A 3,761-nucleotide genomic window follows, 5' to 3' on the forward strand; every position below is an offset into this window, starting at 1 on the left:
GTTCCAGAACCATTCGCACAGCCCGCTCACGAACTTCAGGCGAGTACCTTGGGCACTTCTTCTTCGTGTTTTCCATAGCTCCATTTTCTCAAGAAGTGGAGCCTCCGGAAATCCCGGGGCGGTTCAACTCTTCATCTGTGCGAGCCGTTGGGGCGGGCGAAAAACTGGACCGAACCCCACGGATCGCGCGCGACCAGGTTCCAAGCACCACATCCTGGTAGACGCCAACGGCGTTCCTGTCAGCGCGATCCAGACAGGCGCGAATCGCAACGACGTCACCCAATTGCTGCCACTCGTTGACGCCATTCCACCGATGCGCGGCGTGCGTGGCCGACCTCTTCAGAAGCCCAAAGTCATCTACGCAGACCGCGGCTATGACTCCGAGACGCATCGTCAGAAGCTTCGCAAGCGCGGCATCATTCCGGTGATCGCCAAGCGCCGGACAGAGCACGGGAGTGGTCTGGGCAAATTCCGATGGGTTGTCGAACGTACTCATGCGTGGCTTCACAACTTCCGTCGTCTTCGTATTCGCTTCGAACATCGCGCTGACATTCACGAAGCATTTCTCAAACTCGGTTGCTCCCTCGTCTGCTGGAACATCTTCAGACGGACGGAGCAGCCTTTTTGAATCCGTCTCTTAAGTGCATCGATTTATTGGGCGTCGCTCCCTCGGAATCGCTGTTTGTCGATGATCTCGAAGCGAACGTGGCGCGCGCGAGATGCTGGGCTGCGCGGACACGTGTTTCCCGACCCCGCATCGCTTTATGAAGAACTCAACAAACACCGCCTGCTAAATTATTGAACCGGGACGACCGTAGGGTGACGCGCACAGTGCTATTTTATCGAAGACGTATCACATTGAATGACCGCTTTGGAAAATGCCGACCGTCCCTTGTGGGTCGATCAGCGACACTCGCATGCTTCAACGATCGTCGCGCGCAACCGCGTGACTGTGCGATGGCTCACGAGACCCAGCATCCGGGTCGTATCTTCGTTAGTCCTGCCCGACAGCAGCTGTCGACGGGCAAATGTATTGCGAAGCACGCGGGGACTCATGTCGGGCGCGAGAAACCCGATCGCCGCGAGCGCATCTTTCACAACGGCCCCTAACAACACATCGTTGATTGAGGTGCCATTTCCGGGCGCCGGGAAAAGCAGTGCATGATCCGCCTCGAGGGCATGCGCCTCTTTCCAGGCGATCAGTGCCGCAAGTGAGAACTCAGGGAGCGTCACCTTCCGGGGCTCGCGAGGGCCGTGCTTGGGAATGTACACATGTGGTCGCACACCATCAACGACAACGTGTTGACGTTCTGTCCGCCGTAGTTCGGCAGCTGTTATTCCGCTGCCCAGAAGCAGCGCCACAATGGCCCGGTTGCGCAATGTGCGTGTGTCGTCCGTGCCGGTCGGAGTGAGCCATCCTTGCAACCGATGGTCGGCGGCCGGATCGAGATAGAGGGGAAGCGGCTCATCGTCCGGCCAGCGCTCGAACGCGACAATTCCGGTCGCCGGATTACTGCTGCGAACTTCAATCTCGACCAGATGCCGGCACAGGCGATCCAGCATCCTGGCGTACCGCAGACGCGTCGTTGTACCTGGCGCGCAGCGGGTCTCGACATCGTTGAAAAACGACTCGATGTGCTCGGTGCCGAAGGTGGACAGCGACGCGCCACAAGCGGCCAGATGACGATGGAAGCGTGCAAACATAGCCGCATGCTGGACGCGCGAGCGTGCTGAAAAAGGCTTCCGGTCTGCGCCGACTGCCTCCGCTTCCTGCCAGAGCCGGTAGGCATCCGATGGTGCCGTTATCCAGAGTGAAGTCGTATCCATGTTCACCTTATATACTGGATTTGCGTCTTCGATCCACCATGCGAATCTGCGATTCGCCAACCTGTCTATAAAGGGAAGGGGTTACCTCGATCTCGCGTGTCGGAAACATGCCTGTATTCAGGGGGAATTCGCATTCGCTCACTGCACCTTCGCGATACCATCGATCACAGCTGTCAACGCCGATTGAATTCTGACCCGCCGGGGGTGCGGACGAAAACTTGGACTACCTGGAGGTAGTTCATGTACTCGTATGAAGAGCGTCTTCGAGCGGTTCGGCTCTATCTAAAGTTGGGAAAGCGCCTCGGGGCGACCATCCGACAGCTGGGTTACCCGACAAAGAATTCTCTGAAAGCCTGGCGTCGCGAATACGAACAGTGCAATGATCTACGGGCTGGCTATGTCCGTTCGAGGCCGCGGTACTCGGCTGAACAGAAGAAGGTTGCCGTCGATCATTATTTGAGCCATGACCGCTGTGCTGCCGCAACCTTGAGGGCTTTGGGCTATCCGAGTCGCGAGACGCTTGCAGCCTGGATCGAAGAACTGTGCCCTGAGATCAGAAAACGTACTGTTGGCAGATCAGTTGGTAGCGTTCCAAAATCACATAAAGTGAAGCAGGCGGCGGTCATCGAGCTGTGCACCAGAGAGCAAAGCGCACGCGTGGTTGCCGAGAGAACAGGCGTGAGTAGGCCGACGCTGTATAACTGGAAGAACCAGCTACTCGGTCGAGAGGTTCCAGCATCGATGAAACGCAAAAAGCAGCCAGCGCCGGACCATGAACGTGCGGAACTGGAACAACAGGTCGAATCGCTTCGACGCGACATCCGGCAGTTGCAGCTTGAGCACGATATCCTGAAGAAGGCGAACGAACTGATAAAAAAAGGAATGGGCGTCGACCCGCAACTCCTGAGCAACCGGGAGAAGACGATGCTGGTTGATGCCCTGAAACAGACCTATGCGTTGCCGGAGCTGTTAGCCGCCATGGGGCTTGCCCGAAGTTCGTACTTCTATCACCGTGCACGTCTGTTGGTTGCTGACAGGCACGCTGGCGCGCGTCGCGTCATCGCGGACATCTTCGAACTCAATCACCGTTGCTATGGATATCGCCGGATCCGCGCGGCATTGGGCAGGCAGCAGATCTTCATCTCGGAGAAGGTAGTGCGACGTTTGATGCGACAGGAAGGTCTGGCCGCTGCCACGACCAGACGACGTCGCTACGGCTCCTATCGCGGAGAAATAAGCCCCGCGCCGGAGAACATCATCAATCGTGACTTCTGTGCCGACGCTCCAAATTAGAAATGGCTCACCGACATTACCGAATTTCAGATCCCGGACGGCAAGGTATATCTGTCACCTGTGATCGACTGCTTCGACGGTCTCGTAGTGAGCTGGTCAATCGGCACGCGCCCGGATGCCGAACTCGTCAATACCATGCTGGATTCGGCGATCGAGTCGGTTGCTGGCTGCGAGCAGCGGCCCGTGGTTCACTCCGATCGCGGTGCGCACTATCGCTGGCCAGGATGGCTCTCACGGATGCAGGATGCCAGGCTGATTCGTTCGATGTCGCGCAAAGGATGTTCGCCGGATAATGCAGCCTGCGAAGGTTTCTTCGGGCGCCTCAAGACGGAGTTATTCTATCCTCGTGACTGGCGGGCCACGAGCGTTGATCAATTCATCGAAGTCGTTGACTCGTACATCCGCTGGTACAACGCAAAGCGGATCAAGGTCTCGCTCGGCTTCCTGAGCCCGGTCGAATATCGGCAGAGTCTCGGAATTGCGGCATAAATCAGTCCAAGAATTCCGCCGCACCCCCGCCTTTCGGCGATTCGCCGAAGTAAATCTGACCCACCCGGGACCTGTGTCACGCGGCTGCTTTCGCTGTTGCCCGCGTTCCCGTTTGTCCTGCTTTTCGTTTGTCCTTCAGTCGATAGCTCTCA

2 protein-coding genes and 1 pseudogene are annotated in these 3,761 nt (G+C 57.5%); 2 read left to right on the plus strand and 1 reads right to left on the minus strand.

Annotation, left to right across the window (positions count from 1 at the left end; genetic code table 11):
• Window positions 1-628: IS5 family transposase (locus tag AB3X89_RS39040; protein WP_368587918.1), on the plus strand; the 628-nt coding region annotated here is incomplete at its 5' end.
• Between the two features lie 275 nt (window positions 629-903).
• On the opposite strand, the gene AB3X89_RS39045 is transcribed toward AB3X89_RS39040, so the two are convergent.
• Entirely contained in the window at window positions 904-1,827 is a 924-nt protein-coding gene (locus AB3X89_RS39045; protein WP_368587919.1) for a tyrosine-type recombinase/integrase, read from the minus strand.
• 240 nt (window positions 1,828-2,067) lie between these two features.
• On the opposite strand from AB3X89_RS39045, the pseudogene AB3X89_RS39050 reads away from it, so the two are divergent.
• A pseudogene (locus AB3X89_RS39050) lies at window positions 2,068-3,609 on the plus strand (IS3 family transposase).
• The last annotated feature ends 152 nt before the right edge of the window (window positions 3,610-3,761 follow it).

The organism is Paraburkholderia sp. BR14320 (assembly GCF_040948665.1).
Taxonomy (GTDB): domain Bacteria; phylum Pseudomonadota; class Gammaproteobacteria; order Burkholderiales; family Burkholderiaceae; genus Paraburkholderia; species Paraburkholderia youngii.